This is a genomic window from Micromonospora sp. CPCC 205558, from assembly GCF_036902955.1.
Classification (GTDB): domain Bacteria; phylum Actinomycetota; class Actinomycetes; order Mycobacteriales; family Micromonosporaceae; genus Micromonospora.
This window is the reverse complement of the sequence record NZ_JBAKHR010000001.1, coordinates 360,181-384,032: the sequence shown is the minus strand read 5'-3', so window position 1 is coordinate 384,032 and position 23,852 is coordinate 360,181. Positions and strand designations below refer to the sequence as shown.

Sequence of the window (23,852 nt, the reverse complement as noted above, 5' to 3'; positions counted from 1 at the left end):
CCCTGAACACCCACCCCGACAGCGCGCCGGCGCACGTCGTGAACACGGCCCGCTTGACCCTGGACCCTCGCCGACGCGTCGCACCCGTGCCACGCCGCCTCTTCGGCTCGTTCGTCGAGCACCTGGGGCGCTGCGTCTACACCGGAATCTACGAGCCGGGGCACCCGACGGCCGACGCCGACGGCTTCCGGGGCGACGTCCTCGCGCTGGTGCGCGAGTTGGGCGTCACCACGGTGCGCTACCCGGGCGGCAACTTCGTCTCCTCCTACCGCTGGGAGGACGGCGTGGGCCCGGTCGACAAACGGCCGACGAGGCTCGACCTCGCCTGGCACAGCCTGGAGACCAACGCGTTCGGGCTCGACGAGTTCATGCGCTGGGTCGGCAAGGCCGACCTCGATCCGATCATGGCGGTCAACCTCGGCACCCGGGGCACCGCCGAGGCCGTCGACCTGCTCGAGTACGCCAATCACCGCGGTGGGAGTCACCTCGCCGACCAGCGCCGCGACAACGGCGCGATCGACCCGTACGGGATCAGGCTGTGGTGCCTGGGCAACGAGATGGACGGCCCGTGGCAGGTGGGCCAGCGAAGCGCGACCGAGTACGGACGTCTCGCGGCGCAGACCGCGAAGGCCATGCGCCGCTTCGACCCCGATCTCGAACTCGTCGCCTGCGGCTCCTCACACCTCGGTATGCCGACCTTCGGCAGCTGGGAGCGCGACGTGCTGACCGAGGCGTACGACGACGTCGACCTGATCTCGCTGCACGCCTACTACCAGCCGGTCGACGACGACCTGGCCAGCTTCCTCGCCTCGGCCGAGGAGATGGACAGGTACATCGACGCCGTCACCGCCATCGCCGACTCGGTCGGAGCGATCCGCCGGTCGACCAAGAAGATCATGATCGCGTTCGACGAGTGGAACGTGTGGTACCAGTCGGCAGCCCCGTCCACGCCGCCGAGCGGCGAGGACTGGCCGGTCGCGCCGCCGCTGCTGGAGGATCACTACAGCGTGGCCGACGCGGTCGTCGTCGGCGGCCTGCTGATCAGCCTGCTCCGGCACAGCGACCGGGTGACAGCGGCCTGCCAGGCCCAACTCGTCAACGTCATCGCGCCGATCATGACCGAGCCGGGCGGCTCGGCCTGGCGCCAGACCATCTTCCACCCGTTCGCCCGCACCGCCCGGCACGCCCAGGGCGCCGTGCTGGACGTGCTGCGCGACGGCAGCACGACGAGCACCGACCGCTACGGCGAGGTCGACGCGGTCGACGCGGTCTCCACCTGGGACGACAGCACCGGGGAGATGACCGTCTTCCTCGTCAACCGGGCCCTCGACACCCCGGCCGAGGTGACCATCGACGTCGCCGGCGCCCAGGTGACCGACATCATCGAGTGCGTCACCGTCGGTGGCACCGACCTGCACGCCAAGAACACGGCCGACGGTCCGGACCACGCCACGCCGCGTCCCAACGACACGGCACGCGGCGGCGACGCCAGTGTCCAGCTGGCTCTCCCGCCCGCGTCCTGGACGATGCTGCGACTTCGCGCCACCGACGCGACTCGATGATCGGCTGACGAACGGTCCCGGACGTGCCCCGGCCGCGCACACCCTGGCTTCACCAGGGCCGCGCGGCCGGGGGGTTCCCCACCACAGGGAGTACGGGGGTCGAGCCCAGGACTACCGGGCGTCGACCGCTGCGCTCTCGGAATCGTTGAAGAGCTTGTCGCCCTGGTAGCGGGCGACCACCGGCGCGGTCAGCTCACCATGGACGGTCTTCTTCAGCTGGCCGACACCGTGGCGCAGCGGGGCCGACCCGAGGAGCGTGTCACCGGCGTAGAAGTCGACGGTGCCGGAGGGGGCCGACGTGCTGGCGCTGACCGCGCCAACCGTCGCGGTGGCGGTGACCTTGGTGACGTGCGACCGGCCCGCCGACGACGTGGTGATGTCGAGATCGGTCGAGGTGGCCCGGAAGGTCAGGGTGCGCAGGTAGTGGTCCAGCAGCGGACGCCAGACGTGCCAGGTGTGTACGCCCGGCACGTTGTACTCGTCCAGCTCGACTCCGGCGGTCCGCAGTGCGGCGGCGTTGCGCTGCGAGTTCTCGGCGATGTTGCCCAGGCGGTCCTGGAGCCCGGTGCCGATCATGATGCCGCCGGCCACCGCCTTCATGCGGTCAACCTGCGCCTGGGTGGCTGCCGGGCCGCCCGCGCTCCACGCCGCGTGGTAGCCGAACAGGTCGGTGTGGTTGTACATGATGGTGTACGCCCGGCTGCCACCGGCGGAGAAGCCGGCGAACGCGCGGTCCTGCGGCCGGGTCGAGACGTGGTAGCTCTGCTCGACGAACGGGAAGATGTTGTTCCGCAGTTCGTTGACGTAGCCCTCGTTGCCACCAGGGAGGCCGTTGAAGTCGGTGGAGACGATCACCATGGGCTGCGCCGCCCGGTCCTTGATCGCGTTTTCCAGGATGAGGTGGGCCACGCCCTGCATCGTCCAGGCGGTCGAGTGGTCGCCGCTGCCGTGGCTCAGGTAGAGGGTCGGGTACGGCGTGGCCCGGTTCGGGTCGTAGCCGTGCGGCAGGTAGACGACGATGTCGTGGACTCCCGCCGGGTTGGTCGACAGCGGCGAGGTGTAGCGCCGGGACTCCAGCCGGCCGACCTTGGCGACCGGCGCCTGGTAGCCGGTGTCGTACGTCGGGAACTTCTTGCTGGCCGGGACGTAGATCGTGCTGCGTACCGCACCGGGTGCTCCCGGGTACTGCGGCTGGATCTGCCACCGGTTGGCGGGGTCGTCGTACAGGGCACAGCCGGTGGCCAACTCGTTGGCGCAGTCGTGAGTGAACGCGTAGCGGAAGGTGCCCGCCGGCAGCGGAGTGGTGAAGGTCCACACCCCGTCAGGCCCCTTCTGCATGGCCTGGATGTGCCACGGGGTGGCCGCGACGTCGCCGGGCTGCCACTCGGCGGGCGGCCGCGCGTCGCCGCAGTCCTGGCAGCCGATGTTCTCCGGTCGGGAGTAGAACCAGTCGCCGTAGATGTGGACCTGCTGGACATCGTCGGGCGCCCGGTACCGGAAGGTGACTGTGTGGCCGGTCGGGGCCTGGTCGGTGCGGGTGACCGTCGGGCCCAGCGGCGCCGGCGGTGCCGGCGGTGCGGCCGAGGCCGCCGGGGCGGCGACCGTCCCGGCCGTGACGGTGATGGCGGCGAGCAGCGCGAGCATCAGCCGGCGCGTCCGCGCCGGCATCAGGGGACGGGGAAGTGCAACGGGCATGTCCTGCTCCCTCTTCGGCTTGTGGTCAGACCGCAACGAGCGGCGACCGACATTCGATGGTGAGGCGAAGGGATACCAGTAACGGGCGATGCAGCAATGGCAGCGCTAACATCGTTCCCTGTCGAAAACAGAACCACGAATTGCATTGACGGTCAAGACTGGTCCGCGATCCGGATCAGAAAATTGCATCGAAAACAATTAGGGCGCGTTTCAGCGCCACCAGAACCATTGGCGCGCGAATTCATTGTCGGGTCAAATTTCGTCAACGAATTCGCGCGCCAGCCACAGGTGGCGCGAAAACGCACCCGGAAGAGACCGGCGATCCGGTTATTCGGCCGCTGGCGCCAACCTCCCGTCGACTCGCCGAGCAATTGCGGTGTACTCGTCTCGCAACTCCTCGGGAAGGACCCAGGCCGGGGCGTCCTGCCACGCCAGCGGGCGGAGGAACCGTCGGATCGACGTGGCGCCCACCGACGTGTGCACGTTGTTGGTCGACGGCCAGGGTCCACCGTGGTGCTGGGCCCACGACACCCGGACACCGGTGGGGTAGCCGTCGAAGACGATGCGCCCCGCCCGGGCGGCGAGCACGTCGACCAGGCGGCGTACCACGTCCGCGTCGTCGCCCGGCCCGCTGTGCAGGGAACCGGTCAGCGACGGCGGGACGGCGGCCAGCGCGGCGTCGAGGTCGGCGTCGTCGTCGTAGCGGACCACGACCAGGAGCGGGCCGAAGCACTCGTCGGCGATCTCGGCGGTCAGGCCGGACAGGCCGACCTCCAGGAGGGTCGGGGCCACGGTGAACCCCGCCCCGGGTTCGACAGTGGGCCGCGCCGAGACCCGGGCGCCGGCCCGCTCGAACTCCGTGGCCCGAATCTCGTACGCGTCCCGGATGCGCTCGTTGAGCAGGACCGTGCCACCCGACGAGTCGACTCTCGCCCGCAGCGCGTCGACCAGGCGGTCACCACCTGGATCTGACGGGATGAACGCCAGGCCGGGCTTGGTGCACAACTGACCGCCCGAGTTCGTGAAGGAGCCGAACAGCCCCTCGGCGATCTGGTCGCCCCGGACGGCGGCCGCGTCGGACAGCACGACGATCGGGTTCACGCTGCTCAGTTCGGCGTACAGCGGAATGGGGTCGGGCCGTTCGTCGATGGCCGCCTGGATGGCGCGGGCGGCGTTGACCGAGCCGGTCAGGGCGGCCGCGCGGATCGCCGGGTGGCGCACCAGCGAGAGGCCGGCCTGCTCGCCGTACACGATCGCGACGACGCCCTCGGGCCCGCCGAGGTCGCGGACGGCCGACTCGATCGCGGCGGCGGAGGCCTGCGAGGTCAGCGGGTGGGACGGGTGGGCCTTCAGGATCGTCGGACACCCGGCGGCGAGCGCGGCGGCCGTGTCACCGCCGGCGACCGAGAAGGCGAACGGGAAGTTGCTGGCCCCGAAGACCGCGACCGGCCCGAGGGGTACGAGCATCCGCCGCAGGTCCGGGCCGCGTCCCAGCGGTGTGTCGGCGGCGTGGTCGATGGCCGCCTCGACGTACGCTCCGTCGCGCAGCACCTCGCCGAACATCCGGAACTGGACCGCCGAGCGGGTGAGTTCCCCGTCGAGTCGGGCGTGGCTCAGCCCGGTCTCCGCCTCGGCGGCAGCGACCAGGTCCACCCGGCGGGCCTCCAACGACGCGGCGATCGTGTCCAGCAGCTCCGCGCGGCCGAGCCTGCCGCGGGCGGCCAGCCACTGCGCCGCCGCCGACGCCTGATCGGCGATCACCTCCAGCCGAGACTCGTCGGTCTCGGTGAGATCCGTCGCGCGACGCTGTCCGTCGCGCGGATCGACCGTGCTGACCACGTTCACAGCAGTCCTCTCCTTACCAGATTGCCCATCAGATCGCGGACGCCGAAGTGCCAGGGCTCGCACTCCTCCGCGTGCCGCACCCGGTTGACGAGGGTGCCGAGCGCCGGGCAGCTGATCCGTACCACGTCGTCGACCTTGTGGGTGAAGCCCTCACCGGGGCGGTCCCGGTCCTGGATGGGCGCGAACATCGTGCCGAGCATCAGGGCGGCACCGTCGGGGTAGTGGTGGTGCGGCCCGATCAGCTGCCGGACCAGTTCCTGCGGATCACGCGACATCTGGGTCATCTCCGAGACCGCCTCCAGGTGGAAGCCGTCCACGCCGTGAACCTCCAGGCGCACCTCGAGCTGGCGTACCCGGTCCATGTCGAACCGGTCGTCGAAGAGCCGGATCAGGGGGCCGAGTGCGCACGAGGCGTTGTTGTCCTTCGCCAGCGGAAGCAGCAGCGCCGAGCGGCCCTCGATGTCGCGCAGGTTCACGTCGTTGCCGAGGGTGGCGCCGACGACCCGTCCGCTGGACTGGACGATGAGGGTGACCTCGGGTTCCGGGTTGTTCCAGGTCGACGCGGCGAGCACGCCGACCGGAACAGCGGTGCCGACGGCGGAGAGGATCTGTCCCTTGGTGAAGATCTCGGCGTCCGGGCCGATCCCCACCTCCAGGTACTGACTCCACATGCCCTCGGCGACCAGCAGACTCTTGAGCCGATCCGCCTCCGGCGAACCCGCCTCCAGGTTGTGCAGGTCGACGCCGACGTCGGCGAGCATGCGGTGACGGATCTCCGCCGCCAGCGCCAGGTCGCCCCGTGCCCGTTCCTCGATCACCCGTTCGATCATGGAGATCGGGAAGGTCACACCGGCGGCCTTGAGCGCCTGGAGATCGACCGGGGCGAGCAACCAGGGTCGGCCAGGGTCCCGGGTGGCGGCCGGTGTGTTGGCCAGTATCTCCGCGAAGTCGCCCAGCCGCGGCCCGTCGAGCCCGGCCACCGTCGCGGCGGGATCGGGCAACTCGCAGATGTCGCGGACGGTGGGAAACCGGCGGCTGATGTCGATGACCTCGCCGTCGCGGACGACAACGGGCGAGGGTCCGTCACCGGACGGATCCCAGACCCGGCCGATGAGGACGCTGTCGGAGTCGTCCGGCAACGCCTCGGCGGCGGTACCGACCCAGTCGGTACCCGCGGCCAGCCCTCGGGGCCGTGGCACCGTCATGAGTCGCTCTCCAGGTTGAAGAAGGACCGCTCGTCGCGGGGACGGATGTCGTAGACGGCGTCCTGGAACATCCGCAGCGGGTGCGGGGTGAACGGGTGTTGCGCGATCGCGGCGAGATCCACCTCGATACCCAGGCCCACCCCGGTCGGGATGAGGATGTCGCCGTCCTCGGTCAGCACCAGCCGCTCGTTGGTGATCTCGGGACGCCACGGCACGTCCGTCGCCATGATCTCCAGGTACCGGAAGTTGGGCAGCGTCGCCCCGAGTTGCAGCGTCGCGGCCGTGCTGAGTGGACCGCTCGGGTTGTGCGGCGCGAAGCCCACGTAGCTGGTCGCGGCGAGCGTGGAGATGAAGGCCAGCTCGGCGATCCCGCCAGCGTGCGTCACGTCGGGCTGGACGAAGTCCACCGCCTGGCGGGCCAGCGCCGGCGCGAAGCCCTGCCGGCCGTACCACCGCTCCCCCGCCGCGATCGGCACCGGCGACGCGCGACGGATGTCGACGAGCGCATCGAGGTTGTCCGGTGGGCAGGGCTCCTCGAACCACACCGGGTCGAACTGGGCGATCTCGGTGGCGACCTTGATGGCGTGACGGACGTCGAAGCGGCCGTGCCCCTCGACGAACAGCTCCACCTCACGGCCCACCGCGCCGCGGACGGCGTCGATCTGGGCGAGCACCCGGTCCAACTGCGCGGTGGTGATGGTGAGGTCGTAGTTCTCGAACGGGTCCCACTTGAGGCCGCGGAAGCCGGACTCCACCGTCCGACGCGCGGCAGCCGCGAAGTCCTCCGGCGTGACGGCACCGGAGAACCAGCCATTGGCGTACGCGCGGACCCGGTCCCGGGTCGCACCACCGAGCAGCCGGGAGACGGGGACGCCGAGCTCGCGTGCCGAGATGTCCCACAGGGCCATCTCCAGCGAGCTCAACGCGGTCATGATGACCGGACCGCCGCGCCAGTACCAGTCCCGCGCGGTCTCGTAGAGGATCTTCGAGATGCTGGTGGGATCCAGGCCCACCACCGCCTCGGCCAGCTCGGCGATCGCACCCTGGACGGCGCGTTCCTTGCCCTCCAGGGTGGCCTCACCGAGCCCGATGATGCCCTCGTCGGTGTGCACCCGCACGATGACGAGGTTCGTGCGGTAGAAGTCGACGACCAGTGTGTCGACAGAGACGATCTTCATCTTTCGGCTCAACCCTTCACCGCACCGGCGGTCATGCCGGACACCACGTACTTCTGGACCAACAGGTAGAAGGCGACGGCGGGCAGTGTGAACAGGAAGGCGACAGCCATCACCGTCTGGATCGGTGTTCCCAGCTCGCCGATGAAGTTCGCGATGCCGACGGAGGCGGGTTGCAGGTCGGGGTTGAAGATGAACGTCACCGCGAACACGTACTCGTTCCAGGCGTGGAAGAAGGCGATGACCGCGGTGGCCGCGATCGACGGCGCGATGAGCGGCACGTTGATGCGGGTCAGGGTGGTGAAGGGCCGGGCACCGTCGGCACGCGCGGCTTCCTCCAACTCCTTCGGGATGCCGTCGATGGCGCCCTTGAGGATCAGGGCGACGATCGGCAGGACGAAGGCGGAGTTCACCAGGACGAGGCCGGTCAGCGAGTCGAGCAGTTCGAAACGGCGGAACAGCGCGAACAGCGGGACGACCATGAGCGCCTCGGGAAGCATCTGCGTGAACAGCAGCACGACGGTCAGCACCGCCTTACCCCAGAACGAGAACCGGGACAGCGCGTAGCCGAGCGGGATGCCCAGGCCGACGGACACCACCATCGTGCCGACGGCGATGATCAGACTGTTGAGCAGCCATCCGGCCGCTTTGCCCTCGGCCAGCGCATCCACGAAGACCCCGAACTGGCCGAGGTCCGGCGTGAGCCGGGGCTGGTCGGCGAAGAGGTCGCTGTTGCTGGACAGCGCCGTGACGAACATCCAGTACAGCGGAAAGACCGCGACACCCAGCACGACGAGCACGGCGACGATCCGTGCGGTGACACCGAAACGGAAGCGCCTCATCGGACGTCCCCCTTCTCCACGGCACGGGCGACGAGGCGGCTGCCGATGATGACGATGAGCGAGATGACGACGCCGACCATTCCGATGGCCGCCGCCGACCCGAGTTCCTTCGAGTCGAACGCCTGCGAGTAGAGGTCGATGACGAGCGTCTCGGTGGAGCCGACCGGCCCGCCCTTGGTCATCAGCCAGATCAGCTCGAACCGCCGCAGCGACCAGATCGTCATCAGCAGGGCCAGCAGACCCACGGTCGGCTTGATGACCTGCCAGGTGACGGCGCGGAAGGTGGCCCATCGTCCCGCGCCGTCCACGGTTGCGGCCTCGTTGAGGTCCTGCGGAACAGACTGCAGCGCGGAGAGCAGCACCACGGAGGTGAACGGGAACAGCTGCCAGATGGTCGTCGCGAGCACTGCGGGAAGCGCGTAGCGAGGGCTGTCCAGAATGGCGCCGCCGGGCACACCGAGCCCCACGGCATCGAGGAAGCGGTTCACGATGCCGTACTGCGCGTTGAGCATCCAGGTGGCGATGAGCGCGACCGCGATTCCGGGGGCCGCCCAGGGGACGGTCACGAGCGCCCGCGCCACGCCACGGCCGCGGAACTTCTTGTTGAGCAGGAGCGCGACGACCAGGCCGGCACCGATCGCGACGACGACGCAGGTGATCACGTAAACGACGGTGATCAGCAGGGTGCGGTGGAACTCGGAGTCGCCGAAGATCCGGTTGAAGTTGTCGAGCCCGACCCACTCGCTGCGGGTGGGATTGAGCAACCTCGTCCTGGTGAAGCTGAGGTACACCTCCTGAAGGAGGGGCACCGCCTGGAAGACGAGGATGAACAGAGCGGCGGGTGCCAGGAACAGGTACGGCGTCCACTTGCTACCCAAAGGGCTGGGCCGACGCCGGGCCCGGCCTGGGGGTGTTGTCTTCGGTGCTCCGGTCTGCTCGACCACAGTCATCGGGTTCGATCCTTAGGGGGAAGGACGCTGCCGGCGCACGGATCGTCGCGCCGGCAGCGTCGCCGTGTCGAGCGGTCAGCGGACCAGTTCGGTCGCCTGCTGCTGGGCGCGATCCAGGGCCGACTTCAGGTCGGCCTTGCCCTGCAGTGCCGCGACCACGTTCTGCACGACCACCTTGCGGATGTCCGGCGTCTTGGCCTCGAACCCCAGCACGATCTGCGGCAGGCTGGTCTCGGTGAGCCCGTCGAAGACGGTGAGGAACGGGGTCTGCTTGAGCGTCTCCGCGCTGCGCTGCGTGGTGGTGGCGACGCTGCTCGCGCCGAGGATCTCCTGCAGCTTGACCTGGTTCTGCGGCTCCAGCGCCCACTTGATGAAGGTGCCTGCCTCCTCCTTGCCCTCGCTCGCCTCGTTGATCACGATTGGTGCGAGGATCGCGCCCTGCTTGCGGACCGGGAAGGGGATGGGGGCGACGCTGAAGTTCAGCTTGGCGTTCTGGCCGCGCGTGGCGGTCACGTAGCCGCCGTTGTTGAGCTCCATCCCGACCTTGCCCTCGGCGAACATCCGCCGGAACGTCGCCGCGTCCGCTCCGCGCGGGATCACGTTCGCGTCGTAGAGGTCCTTGAACGCCTGCAGACCCTTGAGGTTCTCGGGCGAGTTGATCGTCAGGTTCTTACCGTCGGACCATGCGCCGCCGAAGCCGTAGACGTAGTTGAAGATGTCCTGCCAGACGCCGGCCTCCTCGGCCTCGGTCTGGCGGAACGCCAGACCGAAGACGTCACCCTTGGTCAGCGACTTCGCCGTCGTGGTGAACTGCTCGTAGGTGGTCGGCGGCGTCGGGATCAGGTCCGCGTTGTAGAACATCGCGTAGTTCGACGCTTCGAAGATGACACCGTGTCGGACACCATCGTGGACCATGAACTGGTCGGGCTGCTTGAGCAGGTCGTACTTGCTGGCGTCGATCACCTTGTCCAGCGGCGCGACGAGGCCGGCGTCCGAGGCCGCCTCGAACTCGGGCATGTCGAAGCGGACCAGGTCGGGGCCCTTGCCGCTGCCCATCTGGGTGAGCACGGTCTGGCCGAAGGTCGGGTACGGCACCGCGGCGGCGGACACCTGAACCTTGGTCTGGCTCTGGTTGAACTCGTCGAGCCACTTCGTCAGAAGCGGACCGCGGCCCGGATCACCGAAGGTCGAGGCGGCGAAGGTCAGTTTGGTGACGCCGTCGCCGGAGTCGCCGTCCGAGCCGCAACCGGTCAAGAGAGTGGCGACCAGGCCGAGGGCACATGTCGCCCTGGCGATGCCGAAACGAGCGCGCTGATTACCCATCGTTACTCCACTGTTACGAGTCAGAGTCAAGCGGATGAAATTGCAACGATCGTAGCGCCATGTGCAACGGTGTCAAGTGGCGATTGCGCATGGCGTCATCTATATTGCACAATATGCAACGACAGTGACGGGGCTTCCCGTCGCACGAGGGAGGGCACAGCCTTGGCGCAATCGATTCGCCGCGCGATCGACCTCATCCGTCGATCCGCGGAGCACCCGCTGTCCCTCACCGAGGCTGCGGACGTGCTCGGCGTCCACAAGTCCACAGCCCTGCGCATCCTGCAGACACTGGAGTCCGCGCGCTTCGTCCGTCGGACCGGCGCGGGCACCTACGTGCTCGGCAGCGGCCTGATCGAGTTGTCCGAGCTCGCGCTCGGCTCGATGGACCTCCGCCAGCCCGCGGCCGCGCACCTTCGTGCGCTGCAACGCGAGACCGGCCACACCGTACACCTGGCGCAGCTGACCGGCGACGAGATCATCTATATCGACAAGGTGGACAGCCCGGCGTTCGACGCCGTCAAGCTGCCGTCACGGGTGGGACGCGCGGTGTCGATCTACGCGAGCGCCGTCGGCAAGACGATCCTGGCCTACCTACCCCGGGAGGAACGCGACCGCCTGCTCTCCCACGTCGTCTTCGAGAGATTCACCGACACCACCTTCACCGACCACGACGCCCTGGAAGCCGAACTCGCCCGCATCCAGGAATGCGGCTGGGCCATGGACAACGGCGAGCACGACGCCTACGTGATGTGCGTGGCCGCGCCCATCAGGGATTCACGAGGGCAGGTCATCGCCGCCGCCTCGATCACGGCGATCGAGGTCATCGCAAGCCTCGACCAACTGAAGAGCAACCTTCCGCTGCTCCTGGAGACCGCCAACAAGATCTCGTACGAGCTCGGCTACGCGCCGCCGTCCACGGTGAGCCCGGACGCTGCGGGTCGCCCCGCGACGACCTGAGCCCGCGTATCCCGGGCGGTCACCGCGTTATCGGCGTCGACCCGCCGGCGATCCGGTGGTGCTCGTCGGTCTCCATCTCGATGAAGGCCTGGATCATGCCCCGGTAGATCCGTTCGATCAGATCCGGGTCGGCGCCGGCCTCGCTGGCCAGCGCGCGGACCCGGGTCACCACCTGTGCCACCCGCTCCGGCGCACGGACCGCCTGACCGTCGCTCTTGAGCGGGGCGGCCTGCCGGACCAGCGCCTCGCGCCGGGCGAGCAGGTCGACCAGGTTCCCGTCCAGTTCGTCGATCCGAGCGCGGATCGCGCTCAGCGTCACCGCGGTCTCTGCCACGCCGGAAATCGTCGCACGACGGCGACCCGATCAGGGGACCCGTTCGCCGGTCGGCGCGTCAATTGCCCGCTTTCACCCTAATCTCGACACGTTCATGTTCGCCTCAGCACGGCAACCACGGAGGATGACGATGGGCGGGATGCCACGACGTCAGTTCGTCAGACTCTCCGGGACCGCCAGCGCCACGGGTCTGCTGGGCCTGGTCGGCGCGGACCGGGCGTTGGCCGACGGAGGCCCGACCCCCGAACCGTCCCCACCGACATCCGGCGGTCCACCTGCCGCCGCCTGCCCCACACCCTCGGCCCTGTGCGGTCACCCCACCGACACCGGCGGCAGGTACGACCTGTGGGACCGGGTCCAGGTCTGCGAGGGCACGAAGACCGGCCCACCGTTTCCCCAGTGTCTGCGGACGACTCCCACCTACGTCATCCTCAATGGAGGATCGGGGTCGAACCACGACTTCCTGCTCGTCCCCAGTTGCCGGATCAGCGGCATCGAGTGTCCGTTCATCACCACCGCCACCGCCCCGAACTACTGGCTGGAGGCGTGGAACAACGCGCAGCCCGGGCAGCCGGGGCACGTCGTCTACCCGCACATCGGGCTGGGCATCAACTCGGCCGACCCGACCATCCGGATGCAGGACCAGCTGCACATCCACCTGGCCGGGATCCACTCGGGAATCCAGACGCAACTGAACAACCACGACAGCGCGATCAGCAACGACCCGTCGCGCTGGCGCAACCAGATCGTGCCGATCTGGGGCTTGACGTCCACCGGGCTGCCCGCCCCCCGCTCGTACCGGGTGCTGCACGTCGCAAACCTGAACGGGAACCTCTTCCGGCTCCTCCTGGACAACGTGGTGCAGCCGACCGGGGCGACCATGGCCGCGCAGATCCTGGCCGTGACGCCCCGGCTGATCGGCAGCGGCGGGTTCTACGTCCTGAACAGCGAGCCCGGCCTGCCCGTTCCGGCTGGGCAACCCGGCGGCACGGGCACCGTCGACTTCCTGCTCGCGTACGCCTAAGCGCGAAGACCCTGATCGATGAAGCTGATCAACCAGGTGAAACTCTCGTCGACGGACGCGTCAATCTGGAACCCACCGGCCGCCTCCAGGGTCGCGAACCCGTGCAGGACGCTGCGCAGCGTCCGCATGGCGTGAATCTCCTGGCCGGGGTCCAGCCCGTACCCACTCAGCATGGCGGCCCAGGAGGCGAGCACCCGCTCGCTGGCCGGGATGAACGGGTCGTCGGGGCCGGTCGGGCGGGCGGCGTTGCCCGCCGCGTACCGGCCGGGGTGTTCCCGCACGTACGTCCGCATCGCCTGCGCGCCCGCGGCGAGGGCATCGCTGCCGGACCGGCCCTGAATGGCATCGCGGATGGCATCGCCGACCTCGGTCAGGGCCAGGATGGCGATGCGGTGCGCCAGGTCGGCCTGGCTGGCGACGTGCTTGTAGAGCGAGGGGGTCTTGATCCCGAGCCGTTCGGCCAGCAAGGCCATGCTGAGGTTGTCGAAGCCGACCTCGTCGACCAGCGCGGCTGCGGCTGCGGTGACCGAGGCCGGGGTGAGCCGAGCCTTAGGCACTGGTCAGAGTCCGCGCGAGGAAGGGCAGGGCCAGGGCGACAACCTCGTCGGGCGTCTGGACGTGCGGGTAGTGCCCCGCGCCCTCGATGACAGCCAGCTCGCCGAGCCCTCGCGGCAGATCGGCGATGATGCGCTCGCCCTCGGCGCGCGGGTCGGCCCAGTCGGGGTCGACGCTCCCCTGGATCACCAGGACCGGGCAGGTGACGTTGGGCAGTTGCCGACCGGCGTCGCCCGCGCTGGTCTTGCCCATGGCCTGGAGGACCTTCATCCGGCCGGGCTCACTCATCTTGGCCTCGATGCGCGCCAACTCGCTGTCCCAGTCGGCGGGCTTGGTCGGAATCGCCAGGTCGAGATACCTGCGCCAGCTCGCCAGGCTGCCCCGCACGAGGACCTGCGCCAATTGGAGGTAGCCGGCCCGGAAGCGCTTCACCCGCACCAACCCGCCAAGGTCGACGGACTGTGCGCGGGTGAACGGCGCCAGCTCGATGACGCCGGTGATCAGCTCGGGCGCGGTGGCTGCCGCGATGGTCGCGGCGCCGCCGCTGATCGACTGGCCCATGATCACGGCCGGCCCGCCGAGGTGGCGTACGACGGCGACGAGATCGCCCGCGATGTCGGTACGGCTGTAGCCGTCCCAGCCGAGGCTGGAGTCGCCGCAGCCGCGGATGTCGACATTGGCGACCCGGTAGCCCGCCGCGGCCAGGGCCGGAGCGACGAACCGGTAGGAGTGCCGGCTGTCACCCATGCCGTGCGCCAGGACGACCAGTGGCCCCTGCCCGATCACCTCGTAGGCGATGGTGTTGCCGGCAATGCCCAGGTATTCGATCATGACGCCTCCAGATGATGGCTAATGCGATTAGCTAAAGGCTAACCGCATTAGCCGCAGGGGGCAAACGCCTGACGCCGCTACTTGCCTCCACCCAGGCCGAGCTGGGGATAGAGGGCGTCGGGGGCGACGGCCGCGCCGGACGGCCGCTCGACAACGACGGTCATGCCGAAGTCGCTGTAGCGCAGGGACGCGTTCGGCAACCCGCTGGCCTGCGGCATCAGGAAGCTGACCAGCCGACCCTCGGTGTCCAGTGTTGCCCGGAACGCGTGGCGCCGTGCGCTGTCCGGGAACGCACCACCGGGACCGGGCCGGAAACTGATCCCGTTACCGACGCCGATCAGGGTCACGTCGACCGCCCCGGTGATCTGACGGCCATCCGCACGGGCGGTGACGATCGCGTCGATGAGGCGACCCGAGCCGCCGGAGTCGTTCTTGCCCGGCGCGAAGCTCAGGGCGAAGCCCGGTGGCACCCGGGCCGGATCGAGGACCAGCCAGTCGTCGCCCACGCCCTGAAGGAGCGGACCGGGCTTCATGTAGACGTCATTGTCGATCATCCGGATCTCGATCACCCCACCCGGCGCCGCGATCGTGGCGTTCAGGCGCCTGTTGACGTTGTCGGTCTGCGACAGTGACATGATCTGGCTGGCGATATCGACATCGCTGCGATAACTCGTCTGATTGACGAACGCCGTGCCCGCCCGCAGCAGACCGACCGCCTCGGCGGTCGTGGCGGCATCAGCGCCGGCGGCATCAGCGCTGACGGTCGCCCCGGGGGCGGTGCGAGGTTCGGATTCGCTCTCCGTCCGCGTGCCGACCGAACAACCCAGCAGGAGCAGGCCTACCGAAATGCCGGCCAGCATGCCTCGACGTGTCATGGCCATCACGGTAGGCGGGGTCAGCAAGGCCTGAGGCCCCGTATGGTGCCACGGTGGAAACGGACACGGTGCGACAGGCCTACACCTCCGTCGCGGATCTCTACATCAGCATGTTCGGTACCAGTGAGCAGGTACACCCCGACGACCTCGCCCTCATCGAGCGACACCTGACGGGTCGACCGGGCCCGGTCCTCGACCTGGGCTGCGGGCCCGGCCACATCACCGGCCATCTCCGGGCGCTGGGCGTCGACGCAGCCGGCATCGACCTGGTCCCCGAGTTCATCGCGCATGCGCGTGCGGCGCACCCGCACGTCGAGTTCCGGCTGGGGTCGCTGGCCCGCCTCGACGTCGCCGACGAGTCCATCGATGGCATCCTGGCCTGGTACTCGTTGATCCATCTTCCGCCGCCCGAGCTCGACACCGTGCTCAAGGAGTTCCGGCGGGTGCTGGCCCCGGGCGGACGGTTGGTGCTGGGCACCTTCTCCGCCGACCAGGTCGGCGCCTTCGACCACAAGGTCGTGACCGCCTACCGGTGGCCGCTCGACGAGTTCTCGGAGCGACTCACCCGCGCCGGTTTCCGGGAGGTCGAACGCCTGCCCCGACCCGGCGACGACCAACACCGGCCGCATGCCGCGATGGCCGCGGTCGTGGTGTGAGCGCGCCGAGGGCCGGCCTCCCCCACGGGAGGCCGGCCCTCGCCCAGCTGAGCGCCCGCGTCGAGGCGGACGTCCGGCACGGCGGCGGCGCGCTCAGGCGTTGAGCTTCCCGGCGATCTTGACGACCCGCCCGGCCATGTGGTCGAGGGCAGCGAACTGGGCGTCGCCCAACGGGGCGTCGTTGCTGCCGCCGGTGACGTGCGAGACGCCGTACGGGTTGCCGTCGGCGAACTTCAGCGGGTCGGTGTAGCCCGGGGCGACGACCAGACCGCCGAAGTGGTGGACGGTGTTGTAGAGCGCCAGCAGGGTCGACTCCTGGCCGCCGTGCGCGGTCATGGACGCGGTGAAGCCGGCGTACACCTTGTCGGCGAGCAGCCCCTGCGCCCACTGCGGGCCGAGGGTGTCGATGAACTGCTTGAGCTGGCTGGCGACGTTGCCGTAACGGGTGGGCGTGCCGAACAGCACCGCATCCGCCCAGACGACGTCGTCGGCGGTCGCCTTCGGCTCGTTCTTGGTGGCGTCGAAGTGCTGGCTCCAGGCGGCGTTGGAGGCGATGGCCTCTTCCGGGGCGAGTTCCGGAACCTGACGCAGTCGCACCTCGGCGCCGGCCTTCTCGCCAGCCTCGGCGAGGCGCTTGGCCATGCCGTGCAGGGTTCCGGTGGACGAGTAGTAGATGACGGAGAGCTTGGTCATCGGGAGCACCTTCCAAAAGTAGTTGCCGCTGATAAATTTGCGACCGCAACAATCTCGACTGTAGCAGCCGCTTCGACCTACCCCAACGCCTGACCATTCCCAGCTCCTGACGGAGCACACCAGGGGACGAACCCCGGCTGCGGCCGCCCAGCCGATGAAGCGGAACGATCGCCGGCACCTACGATGAGGCGATGGACCAGGCGGGGGCATCGCCGGCGACGCGGTACCGACTGCTCGGACCGGTCGAGGCGTGGTCGGCGTGCGGGGAACGGCTGGCCCTCGGCACCCCGATGCAGGTACGCCTCCTGGCCGTTCTGATGTCGCAGCCGGGCACCGGGTGGTCCATCGACCAACTCGTCGACGAGCTGTGGCAGGGACGCCCACCGAAGACAGCGGGCGGCAACGTGAAGACCTACGTCTGGGCGTTGCGCCGGGCGTTGCGGTCCCCTGGCTCCCCCGACCCCGCCATCCTCGCCGGGCCCACCGGCTACCGCCTCGCCCTCGACACCCAGACCATGGACAGCCTGGCCTTCGACGACCTGGCGCGGCGCGGGTACTCCGCGCTGCGGCAGGGTCACTGGTCAGCCGCACAGGAGTCGTTCGAGGCCGCGTTGGCGCTGTGGCGTGGCGAGCCGTTCGCGGGTCTTCCCGGCTGGGGGGTGTTGCTCTCCGTCCGAGCACGGCTACAGGAGCAGCGGTCGAGCCTCTTGGCAGAGGTCGCGGACCTCAAGCTGCGCGCCGGCCAACATTACGAGCTGATCGAACCGCTCCGAACCCAGGTCGACGACGATCCGCTCCGCGAGCGCCCATGGGGGCAACTGATGGTGGCCCTGGCGCGGGCGGGTCGACGCGCCGACGCGCTGGCGACGTACCGGGAGCTACGCCAACTCCTCGCCGACGAGGTGGGGGTCGAGCCCGGGCCCGATCTCCAACACCTGCACACCCGCATCCTGCGGGCCGACCGGGAGCTGCTGACATCCGAGCCGCGGACACCGGAGAGACGCCCGCCGCTGATCGTGCCCCGGCAGCTGCCGACTCCACCGACGTTGTTCACCGGCCGGGCCGGTGAGCTGGTCCGGCTCACCACGCTCCTGCTCGGTGCCCCTGGCTCGGCCGGCACCGTCGTCATCACCGGCACGGGCGGCGTCGGAAAGAGCTGGCTGGCGATGCGCTGGGCGCACGACAACCAGCATCACTTCCCCGACGGCCAGCTCCACGTCGACCTGGGTGGATTCGGCACCGCGACGCAGGAGGCATCCCCCTCGGCCGTCGTCGTACGTTCGCTCCTGCCGGCACTGGGTGTGAAACCCCTGGAGATCCCCGCCGAGCCGGCGGCCCAGTTCGCGCTGTACCGCAGCCTGACCGCGGAACGACGGCTGCTCGTACTGCTCGACAATGCCCGTGACGCGGAACAGGTGCGGCCGTTGCTGCCGGGATCGACCCGCTGCGGTGTGATCGTGACGAGTCGTCACACACTGCCCGGCCTGGTCGCCGCCGAGGGGGCCCATCCGCTCGCGCTGGACCTGCCCAGCGACGACGAAGCGCGCCAGTTGCTCGTACGCCGACTGGGCGCGCAGCGAGTCGCCGCCCAGCCGGCAGCGGTGGACGAGCTGATCCGCCGTACCGCGCGGTTGCCCCTGGCCCTGTCCATCGTGGCCGCGCGAGCCGCCGCCCGGCCCACTTTTCCACTCCAGGCCATCGCCGACGACCTGACGGCGAGCCGGGGTGGGCTCGCCGCCCTGGCCACCGACGATGCCGCCACCGACGTGCGGACGGTGCTCTCCTGGTCGTACCGTCTGCTCAGCGCGGACGCGGCCCGACTGTTCCGGCAGATCAGCCTGCACCCCGCTGGGGACATCAGCGCGGCGGCGGTGGCCAGCCTCGCTGGGGCGCGACCGCACCTGATTCGGCCGGCGCTCGACGAGTTGACCCGGGCGAACCTGCTGGCCGAGCAGTCCCCCAACCGCTTCCGCTGTCACGATCTGCTCCGCGCCTATGGAGAGGAGTTGACGTCCGCGCTCGACTGCCTGGCCGACCGAAGGGCCGTCCGGAGGCGCGTACTCGACCATTACCTGTGTGTCGCGCGTGACGCGGCGAGGCTGGTCGACGCTGGTTGGCAGCCGCTCGATCCGCCATCCCTGCCCGCCGGCGGGTCGCCGCCGGCGTTTGACGACCACCGGTCCGCGCTGGCCTGGTTCATCATCGAACAGCGGGTGCTGCTGGCTGCCGTCGACGACGCGGTCGCGCACAGCTTCGACGCGCACGCCGGGCAGCTCGCCCAGGCACTCACTCCCCTACTCAGCCGGCTGTCACAGTGGCACGACCTGGCCGCCGTACAGGCCACCGCGGTGGCGGTCGCGCAACGCCGTGGTGATCCACGGGCGGAGGCACTGGCACACCGCGATCTGGCGCTGGCCCACATCCAGCACCGCCGGTTCGATGCGGCCCACCATCACCTTCGACGCGCGATGGCCCGGTACGACCAGGCCGACGACAGCCCGGGGCAGGCCAGCGCCCACCTGCATCTCGCCTGGCTCTGCGACATCGAAGGCGACCCTGCGGCGGCGCTGCCGCATGCCATGGAGGCGCTGGCGCTGGCCAGCGGCACCGACGACCGGCGCGGCGAGGCCGCAGCGCTCAACGCGCTCGGCTGGGGCCATGCGCGGCTGGACGAGCATGCCCACACCATCACCTACTGCGAGCGGGCGCTCGCGCTCTACGAGGAGGCCGAGGACCTGCTCGGCGCGGCCCACACCTGGGACAGTCTCGGATTCGCCTATCACGGCCTCGGGAAACACCCGACCGCGGCAGACTGCTACCAGCGCGCGCTCCTGCTCTACTCGGATGTCCAGGACCCGTGCGGGAGGGCAGACACCCTCGTCCGCCTCGGCGACACCCATCATGCGGTGGGCAACCACGACACCTCGGTCGACCTGTGGCGGCAGGCGTTGGCGATCCTCGACCAGGTCGGCCATCCGCAGGCCATCGTGCTGTCCGAACGGCTGGCAACGTACGGTTGAACGCCCTGCGGCGACCGTCCCCGGACCGGCATGGATCCGGCGTGGACCGGGCGTCGGCAGGCTGGACGAATGCTGTTCACCAAGAGAACCACCTTCTGGCATTCCAGCGGGGTCGACCGTCGACGTCGGCGGCTCGTCGGCGGCCTCTCGGCCGCCATCGCGGTCCTCGTGGCCCTGTCGCTCAACGCCCCGCCGTCGCTCGCGGGCACCACGCCGGGCGCGGCCGGCGGCAACGGGTCGGTCACCGCAGACACCACCGGCGGCTGGAACGGTCGCATCGACTGGCAGGCGTGCCCGGAACGACCCGACGATCCGGGCACGCGTTGCGGCACCCTGCGCCTACCGGTCGACTGGGCCCGACCGGGAGGGGAAACCTTCCAACTCGCCCTGGCCCGGCGCACCGCCACCGACCCGACGGCCCGCATCGGCGCCCTGGTCTTCAACCCCGGCGGTCCCGGTCTGTCCGGAGTGGACGTGGTGCTGACCGCCGACAGCCAGCTCGGACCGGACGTGCTGCGCCGCTTCGACATCGTGAGCTTCGATCCCCGGGGCACGGTCCGCAGTGCACCGGTGCGCTGCTCATCGGCGTTGCTGGCCCGGCACCCCTCGCTGGCGCCCGCCACCGCGGCCGAGTTCGAGCGACTGCGCACCTACGACCGTCAGTTGCGCGACGACTGCCGCGCTCACAGTGGCCCACTCTTCGACCACCTCGACAGTGTGAGCGTCGCGCGTGACACGGACGCCATCCGGGCGGCACTCGGCGAGCGCCAGCTCAGCTTCTACCAGTGGTCCTACGGCACACTGATCGGGCAGGCCTACGCCGAACTGTTCCCCGACCGCGTCCGCGCGCTGGTCATGGACAGCGTGATGGACCACAGTCAGGGGATTCGGGAGTACACGCGTAGTGGGGCGGCCAGTAACGAGGCCCTGTTCCACGAGTTCGTGACCTGGTGCGATCGGACCGTCAGCTGCGCACTGCACGGACGCGACATACCGGCGCTCTTCGACCGACTCATGAGCCGCGCCGACGCCGGCACGCTTGTCGACGCGGGCACCGGTGCCAAGCTGAGCTGGTTCGAGCTTGGGTTCGCGACCTTCGTCAACTTCTTCGACTCGACCTGGGCCGACCTCGCGAACACCCTTCTCGCGTTGGATCGGGGCGAGCCCTCCGATCCCCCGCTCGCGTCCCCGATGGTGTCCGCCGACAGCGACAACGACCTGACCGAGTACGCCCTACCCGCGTTCTGTCAGGACTGGTCACTGCCGGCCAACGGGTTCGCCGAGTGGAAGCGGTATCTCGACGAGTCCCGCGCCGTCGCACCGCACCTGCGGGCCTCCCCGTTGGTCGTCCGGTTCACCGCGATCTGCCTGGGCTGGACGGCGAACAACCCACAACATCGACTGCAGGTGCGGACGAACGCGCCGCTGCTGGTGCTCAACGGACGGTACGACCCGGCCACCCCGTACGACGGGGCGGTGCAGGTGGTGCGCCAGCTCGGCAGCCGGGGCCACCTCCTCACCTACGAGGGATCGGGCCACGCCAGCTACCCCCGCACGGAGTGCACCCGCCGTCAGGTGGAGCAGTACCTCATCACGAGAACCGCACCGCCGGTCGGCGCGAGCTGCCCGGCCGCCCCGGCCTGACGCGCCACGTCGTCAGGGTGACGCCCCAGCTCACGGTAGGTAGTGCGACCGATCCGACGACGTGTCGGTCGGGGCTCCTACCAGCGGCTGGGGCGTCGCCGCTCGCTCAGCGGTCTGGTCGGCGGGCTCCTCGGGTCACGATCCCTCCGGCGGGTCGGCCGGCTGCTGTCCCGGCCAGAACGGCCACTCCTCGAATGACCGGCATCGTCCGTCGCCGGCGAACCGCATGATCCACAGATCGCGGTACTCCTGCTCGACCGGGTCGCCGTAGCGGACCTCCTGGCGCGACACGGCGGTGTCGCCCTCGACCGCGACGATCTCAGTGGTCATCTGGAACACCTCGTCGGGGCCCTTGCGCTGCTTCTCCCACATCCGGGCGATGGCCGGCAGTCCGACAACGGGCGTCCAGTACGGCCCCTGCTGGTAGCTCGCGTCCTCGGTGAAGAGCCCGACCAGGGCATCCGTGCCCGGCGTCCGCCACAGTCGCTCGTAGGCGGCGAGCCAGTCCTCGACGTGCTTCCGGTCCATGGACATCACCTTGCCAGCCGAACTGCGGCCAGCAGGGAAAACCCGCAGGCTGCGGCCTCGCACCCGGCAACGGCCGCCCCGCACACCCTTGACATCGAATGGCGTACCCAGCGACACTCCCGATGCTAATTCGATTTAGCGACCATCGAAGCCCTCGACTGCCAGTGCCCGAACCACACCGCGACGAGCGACCACAGAGGAGTCTTCGCGCATGAGGGAAACGACCGGAAGACGCAGGCTCCGGCTTGCGATCTCGATTCTCACGCTCACGGCACTCGGAGCGGGGGCCGTCGCCCCCACGCCGGCTGCCGCCGCCGGCAGGCCCACGACCGCGCAGGGTGCGACCGTCAAGGCGGACCGCAACTCACCCACCGGCTACACCGTCACGTTCGTCTACCGCAATCCCCACGCCACCCAGGTACGCCTCGCCGGGGACCTGACCCTGCTCGACGTCAACACCGGCACCACGCGTTACCAGCCGGAAGAGTGGCAGCCGGGGCGTTACCACGCCGGAGGCACCGAGTTCCTCCGGGACATGACCAGGGACCCGAAGGGCAACTGGTCGGTCTCGGTCCCGTTGCACGCCGGAGGTCTCAGCTACTGGTACCGGGTCTGGGACCCGACCCAGGGCTGGGAGAACAAGCGCATCTGGGATCCCGCCTCGACGAACCCTCGGCCCCCGGGCGAGTCCTCGTTCCGGGTCAGGAACAACGACGTCCTCGACGCCGTGTACGTGCCGTACGACAAGAAGCAGAACGACCCGGTGCTGGCCGAACGCGCGGACTACGAGTTGCCGGTGGCCGACCGCGCGAAGCGGGGAACCGTCACGTACGTCCCGTACACCACGATCCTGGGCGACAGCGGCCACTACCTCGGCGTGTATCTGCCGGCCGGCTACGACGCCAACCGCCCGCAGCCGTACAAGGTCGCGTACCTCGCGCACGGCATCTTCGGCGACGAGACCGACTTCATGGTCCCCGCGAACGTCCCGAACATCCTGGACAACATGATCGCCAAGGGCGAGGTCGAGCCCACCGTGGTCGTCACCATGGGCAACCACTTCACCGGCACCAGCCTCGGCTTCGCCTCCTACAACCAGACCAACGCGGCCAACAACCTGGTCCAGACGATCCTGCCCCTCATCGAGGGCAGCTACAACGTCTCGACCGAACGCTCCGGGCGCGCCTACGCGGGTTTCTCGTACGGCGGGATGACCGGCGGCGTCGTCATCAAGAACTACCCGACCACCTTCGCGTTCTACGGACACTTCTCCGGCAACCCGTCCCTCACCACCCAGGACTACGACACCATCGCGAACGCGGTCGGGGACGATGACCTCTCCGTCTTCCTCGGCAACGGCGTCTTCGAGGGCAACCTCAACGCCCAGAACGCCATCGCGGACAACTTCCGGGCCCGGGGGTACGCTGCCGCGACGACCCAGGTTCCCGGCGCACACGACGGAATGACGGCCGGCCAACTGTTCACGATCTTCGCCCGGGATCACCTGTGGTCGGGGGTCGACTCGGTGTCGGTGACGCCCGCGACGGTGAACCTGACGAAAGGTTGGAACTGGACCAGGCAGTTCCACGCTCAGGTGACGACCAACGAGGGCGTGAGCCCGGCGGTGACATGGTCCGTCCAGGGAGCGGCCTCCGCGGGCACCACCATCTCCCCGGAAGGTCTGCTCTCGGTCGCCGCCACGGAGACCGCGTCGTCGCTCACCGTGGTGGCGACGTCGGTGGCCGACCCGGCCAAGTCACACTCGGCCTCTGTCGTCCTGACGCCCGCGGGCACGGCACGGGTCGTGGTGAAGGCGAAGGCCGCGCCTGCCTCGGTCGTTCGCGGTGGCACGTTCACAGTGACCGTCGACGTGCGGGCACAGCCCGCCCACCCGAAGGCTCCGAAGGTGACCGGCGAGGTCGCCATCACCTTCGCCGACGCGACCCAGGTGGTTGCGCTGCGCGGCGGAACGGCCGTCGTCACGCTGCCGACCGACGGGCTGTCGGCCGGGGTGTACCCGGTGCGCGTCGCCTACTCCGGTGACCCGGCGCACGCCCCCACCGCAGCGGTCCATCAGCAGCTGCGGGTCCGCTAGTCAGCAGGCCGGGTGGGCCGGCGACCGCTCGTCGTCGGCCCAC

General features: G+C 69.5%; 20 protein-coding genes. 7 read left to right on the top strand and 13 right to left on the bottom strand.

Annotated features, from left to right (window positions below; translation table 11 throughout):
- The first annotated feature begins 38 nt into the window (after positions 1 to 38).
- Complete coding sequence (gene arfA, locus V6U86_RS01660) at positions 39 to 1,562, top strand: arabinosylfuranosidase ArfA (RefSeq protein ID WP_334497575.1); 1,524 nt, start codon at positions 39 to 41, stop codon at positions 1,560 to 1,562.
- 111 nt (positions 1,563 to 1,673) lie between these two features.
- On the opposite strand, the gene V6U86_RS01655 is transcribed toward arfA, so the two are convergent.
- The 7 genes from V6U86_RS01655 to V6U86_RS01625 form a co-directional block, all read right to left on the bottom strand.
- Positions 1,674 to 3,257: an alpha/beta hydrolase-fold protein gene (locus tag V6U86_RS01655; RefSeq protein ID WP_334497573.1), complete on the bottom strand. Its 1,584-nt coding sequence runs from the start codon at positions 3,255 to 3,257 to the stop codon at positions 1,674 to 1,676.
- Positions 3,258 to 3,584: 327 nt separating this feature from the next.
- A complete protein-coding gene (locus V6U86_RS01650) occupies positions 3,585 to 5,102 on the bottom strand; it encodes an aldehyde dehydrogenase family protein (protein WP_334497571.1) in 1,518 nt (505 codons plus the stop codon).
- Complete coding sequence (locus tag V6U86_RS01645; protein WP_334497569.1) at positions 5,099 to 6,307, bottom strand: fumarylacetoacetate hydrolase family protein; 1,209 nt, start codon at positions 6,305 to 6,307, stop codon at positions 5,099 to 5,101. Before V6U86_RS01645 ends, V6U86_RS01650 begins: the two co-directional genes overlap by 4 nt.
- Complete coding sequence (locus V6U86_RS01640) at positions 6,304 to 7,485, bottom strand: mandelate racemase/muconate lactonizing enzyme family protein (RefSeq protein ID WP_334497567.1); 1,182 nt, start codon at positions 7,483 to 7,485, stop codon at positions 6,304 to 6,306. Before V6U86_RS01640 ends, V6U86_RS01645 begins: the two co-directional genes overlap by 4 nt.
- Positions 7,486 to 7,493: 8 nt before the next feature.
- Complete coding sequence (locus V6U86_RS01635; protein ID WP_030330610.1) at positions 7,494 to 8,324, bottom strand: carbohydrate ABC transporter permease; 831 nt, start codon at positions 8,322 to 8,324, stop codon at positions 7,494 to 7,496.
- A complete protein-coding gene (locus V6U86_RS01630; protein WP_334497565.1) occupies positions 8,321 to 9,274 on the bottom strand; it encodes a carbohydrate ABC transporter permease in 954 nt (317 codons plus the stop codon). The genes V6U86_RS01635 and V6U86_RS01630 overlap by 4 nt, the downstream gene beginning before the upstream one ends.
- 75 nt (positions 9,275 to 9,349) lie before the next feature.
- A complete protein-coding gene (locus V6U86_RS01625; protein ID WP_334497564.1) occupies positions 9,350 to 10,597 on the bottom strand; it encodes an ABC transporter substrate-binding protein in 1,248 nt (415 codons plus the stop codon).
- 162 nt (positions 10,598 to 10,759) lie between these two features.
- Between V6U86_RS01625 and V6U86_RS01620 the strand changes: the two genes are divergently transcribed.
- Entirely contained in the window at positions 10,760 to 11,554 is a 795-nt protein-coding gene (locus V6U86_RS01620; protein ID WP_334497563.1) for an IclR family transcriptional regulator, read from the top strand.
- A 19-nt stretch (positions 11,555 to 11,573) separates the two neighbouring features.
- Here the strand turns inward: V6U86_RS01620 and V6U86_RS01615 are convergent, their stop codons facing one another.
- Positions 11,574 to 11,888, bottom strand: coding sequence for a chorismate mutase (locus tag V6U86_RS01615; protein ID WP_334497562.1), 315 nt, complete (start codon positions 11,886 to 11,888; stop codon positions 11,574 to 11,576).
- Between the two features lie 139 nt (positions 11,889 to 12,027).
- Here V6U86_RS01615 and V6U86_RS01610 point away from each other — a divergent pair, with 139 nt between their 5' ends.
- On the top strand, positions 12,028 to 12,912 hold the full coding sequence (locus tag V6U86_RS01610) for a CDP-diacylglycerol diphosphatase (protein WP_334497560.1): 885 nt from the start codon (positions 12,028 to 12,030) through the stop codon (positions 12,910 to 12,912).
- On the opposite strand, the gene V6U86_RS01605 is transcribed toward V6U86_RS01610, so the two are convergent.
- From V6U86_RS01605 to V6U86_RS01595, 3 genes are all read right to left on the bottom strand, one after another.
- Positions 12,909 to 13,469: a TetR/AcrR family transcriptional regulator gene (locus tag V6U86_RS01605; RefSeq protein ID WP_334497558.1), complete on the bottom strand. Its 561-nt coding sequence runs from the start codon at positions 13,467 to 13,469 to the stop codon at positions 12,909 to 12,911. The two genes, V6U86_RS01610 and V6U86_RS01605, sit on opposite strands and share 4 nt — an antisense overlap.
- Positions 13,462 to 14,298: an alpha/beta fold hydrolase gene (locus V6U86_RS01600; RefSeq protein WP_334497556.1), complete on the bottom strand. Its 837-nt coding sequence runs from the start codon at positions 14,296 to 14,298 to the stop codon at positions 13,462 to 13,464. Before V6U86_RS01600 ends, V6U86_RS01605 begins: the two co-directional genes overlap by 8 nt.
- A gap of 77 nt (positions 14,299 to 14,375) precedes the next feature.
- On the bottom strand, positions 14,376 to 15,173 hold the full coding sequence (locus V6U86_RS01595; RefSeq protein WP_334497554.1) for a hypothetical protein: 798 nt from the start codon (positions 15,171 to 15,173) through the stop codon (positions 14,376 to 14,378).
- A gap of 53 nt (positions 15,174 to 15,226) precedes the next feature.
- Between V6U86_RS01595 and V6U86_RS01590 the strand changes: the two genes are divergently transcribed.
- Complete coding sequence (locus tag V6U86_RS01590) at positions 15,227 to 15,829, top strand: class I SAM-dependent DNA methyltransferase (protein ID WP_334497552.1); 603 nt, start codon at positions 15,227 to 15,229, stop codon at positions 15,827 to 15,829.
- 93 nt (positions 15,830 to 15,922) lie between these two features.
- On the opposite strand, the gene wrbA is transcribed toward V6U86_RS01590, so the two are convergent.
- Positions 15,923 to 16,522 carry an NAD(P)H:quinone oxidoreductase gene (gene wrbA / locus V6U86_RS01585; RefSeq protein ID WP_334497550.1) on the bottom strand — a complete coding sequence of 200 codons (600 nt, stop codon included), beginning with the start codon at positions 16,520 to 16,522 and terminating at the stop codon, positions 15,923 to 15,925.
- Positions 16,523 to 16,713: 191 nt separating this feature from the next.
- Between wrbA and V6U86_RS01580 the strand changes: the two genes are divergently transcribed.
- Complete coding sequence (locus V6U86_RS01580) at positions 16,714 to 19,542, top strand: AfsR/SARP family transcriptional regulator (RefSeq protein ID WP_334497548.1); 2,829 nt, start codon at positions 16,714 to 16,716, stop codon at positions 19,540 to 19,542.
- Between the two features lie 69 nt (positions 19,543 to 19,611).
- Entirely contained in the window at positions 19,612 to 21,186 is a 1,575-nt protein-coding gene (locus V6U86_RS01575) for an alpha/beta hydrolase (protein ID WP_334497546.1), read from the top strand.
- A gap of 135 nt (positions 21,187 to 21,321) precedes the next feature.
- Here the strand turns inward: V6U86_RS01575 and V6U86_RS01570 are convergent, their stop codons facing one another.
- Complete coding sequence (locus V6U86_RS01570) at positions 21,322 to 21,714, bottom strand: YybH family protein (protein ID WP_334497544.1); 393 nt, start codon at positions 21,712 to 21,714, stop codon at positions 21,322 to 21,324.
- Between the two features lie 211 nt (positions 21,715 to 21,925).
- Here V6U86_RS01570 and V6U86_RS01565 point away from each other — a divergent pair, with 211 nt between their 5' ends.
- On the top strand, positions 21,926 to 23,809 hold the full coding sequence (locus tag V6U86_RS01565; RefSeq protein ID WP_334497542.1) for an alpha/beta hydrolase-fold protein: 1,884 nt from the start codon (positions 21,926 to 21,928) through the stop codon (positions 23,807 to 23,809).
- Positions 23,810 to 23,852 lie beyond the last annotated feature (43 nt).